We start from the raw sequence: 1,920 nt of genomic DNA, 5'->3' as shown, positions 1-1,920 counted from the left end.
GGATCTCGTCGAGGCCGCGGGCGGAGAGGATGCGGTCGCGGGCGAGCACGTCGAGGTCGCCGGTGCGGGGGTCCTGCGGGAGGTAGCCCACCTCGCCGGAGCGGGTGATGGTGCCGCCGGCCGGGTTCCCCTCGCCCGCGAGGCACTTGGTGAGCGTGGTCTTGCCCGCTCCGTTGCGGCCGACGAGGCCGATGCGGTCGCCCTTGGCGATACGGAAGGAGACGGACTCGATGAGGACTCGGGCGCCGGCGCGCAGCTCGATGCCGGAAGCGGTGATCACGGTAAAACTCCAGGGCGGTATGGGCGGCGAAGACGACGCGGCCCAGGGAAATACGGGGCTGTGGGGTGAAGCGGCGGCTGCGCGGCGACGGGTGCCGGGCCCAGCTGCTCTCCGTGTACGGGGCGCAGGGGGGCACGCGCCGCGGGCGCCTAAGCAAAGGGTGGGGAAGTCTCAGCGATGAGCGTCAGAGGGACGCAGCTGCTGCGGCGACCTTTTCGATCCAGACCAAGCCCGTGGGGCGCCGGTCTACGGCTTTGGAACCGCGTCGGAAAGTGGCCACCCCGAAGCGGACCGTGCGCACCGCACGGCCGGAATCGCAGATCACGCGGTGGGCCGACATGCCGTTCACGGTAACACTGAACAGCGCAGGCCATGTGTTCCCGCTGCACAGCCCAGGTGCGGCCGCTCGTGATCCTGGGCTGGTGGGATCTTGAGGGGGCGCTGTCACGTTGGCGGATGACATGGTTGGATCTTCGGGTTGATCATGCTGGAGGGGGATCGTCAGATCCGATGCCTTCTGCGCCGTCCGTTCGCCCCGGCCAGCGGTGTAATTGCATGCTGCCGTGAAGGGCCCTTCGGGCCGCCCCGGCAGGGAGCCCAATCCGGTCGCGGGAGCGGCGCAAGGCGGCGTCGGGACGTTGCCGAGGCCACTGAGCGGTTGGTTGGAAGGCATCCGCCCAGGCACTCCCCTGGCGGCCGCCGACGAACCACGCTGCCCCTGAAACCCGGCCGCAAAGACCCCTGGGCGGGACACTTACCTTGCGACGGCCTGGTTGTCAATTCACCTTTGTTGTATGGGAGTTGGCGTTCTACGCTCGCGTGGTGACGTACATGAGCTGGTCGGACGTGCTGACCCGGGGGGCGGCGGACCCCACCTTGACCTTCGCCCGCAGGGCATGGACCCAGCCAGGAAAGTTCGCGTGGGTGGCTCCCCCGAGCATGGTCGTGGCCCCCACCGGGGAGCGGTATCCCCTCTGCGCCACGGTCTACTTCAAGGACTTCGACGGTGTCGCCAAGCCCTACTACCCGAGCATGAACGCAATGACAGAAGCGCACGACTGGTACGTGGGTGTCTCCGGCCGACCACCCGAATGAGGAAGACGTGCACGGGCCAGAGAGCGGCCGGGCTCACTATCCTCGAAGGATGGTTGCCTACCCGCCCGATCCCTTGTGGTGCTGCCCGCTGGGCTCCGTCATGAGGGCGGCGTACGAGCGTGCGCGAGCCCGCTGCGATGCTGCGGAGGCCAACGAGCGGGGCCCGAACTCTCGTGCCACGTACGACACGATGCTGGTCGCCCTGGTCACCTGGTGCGAGCACCAGATCGACATGCACGGTTCGGATCCCGGGCCTGTCGAGCAGTGCCCGGTCTGTGCGGGCTTCGAGGAACCCGCGCCCGTGCAGAGGAAAATCGGGGGACGGCCCGTGACCGCGCAGGAGTGGGCGTACGAGCGCCGCGTGCACCAGGTCGCTCACCGCCTCGGGCCTCGAACCGTGACGCTCGCGGGCGAACCGGCTCCGAACCGACAGAGCCCGCCGCAGGGGGACGCGCTGCCGGCTCAGTGAACCCGAGCAGCTGCGCGCCGGGGTGAGGCGGATGTCGGCCGGGCAAGACGGGGCGCGGGAACGCAGGGGGTGGGTT

3 protein-coding genes are annotated in these 1,920 nt (G+C 69.3%); 2 read left to right on the top strand and 1 reads right to left on the bottom strand.

Annotated elements, in window-relative coordinates; translation table 11 throughout:
• The coding region (locus tag EAO76_RS44090) for an ATP-binding cassette domain-containing protein (protein ID WP_148835591.1) at positions 1-280 on the bottom strand (280 nt) is incomplete at its 3' end.
• An 831-nt stretch (positions 281-1,111) separates the two neighbouring features.
• Here EAO76_RS44090 and EAO76_RS44085 point away from each other — a divergent pair.
• Positions 1,112-1,375 (top strand): hypothetical protein, encoded by a 264-nt coding sequence (locus tag EAO76_RS44085; protein ID WP_148841809.1) that lies wholly within the window; start codon positions 1,112-1,114, stop codon positions 1,373-1,375.
• Positions 1,376-1,424: 49 nt separating this feature from the next.
• Positions 1,425-1,844, top strand: a complete 420-nt coding sequence (locus tag EAO76_RS44080) for a hypothetical protein (protein ID WP_148841808.1) — start codon at positions 1,425-1,427, stop codon at positions 1,842-1,844.
• Positions 1,845-1,920: the final 76 nt, after the last annotated feature.

This window comes from Streptomyces sp. sk2.1, assembly GCF_008120935.1.
Taxonomy (GTDB): Bacteria; Actinomycetota; Actinomycetes; order Streptomycetales; family Streptomycetaceae; genus Streptomyces.
The sequence above is the reverse complement of the archived record's forward strand: the minus strand, read 5'-3'. Positions and strand labels throughout refer to the sequence as shown.

What these genes read in the sequence shown, in the direction of transcription:
- EAO76_RS44080 (WP_148841808.1), top strand. Translation starts at nt 1,425, where the DNA reads ATGGTTGCCTACCCGCCCGATCCCTTGTGGTGCTGCCCGCTGGGCTCC.
- EAO76_RS44085 (WP_148841809.1), top strand. Translation starts at nt 1,112, where the DNA reads ATGAGCTGGTCGGACGTGCTGACCCGGGGGGCGGCGGACCCCACCTTG.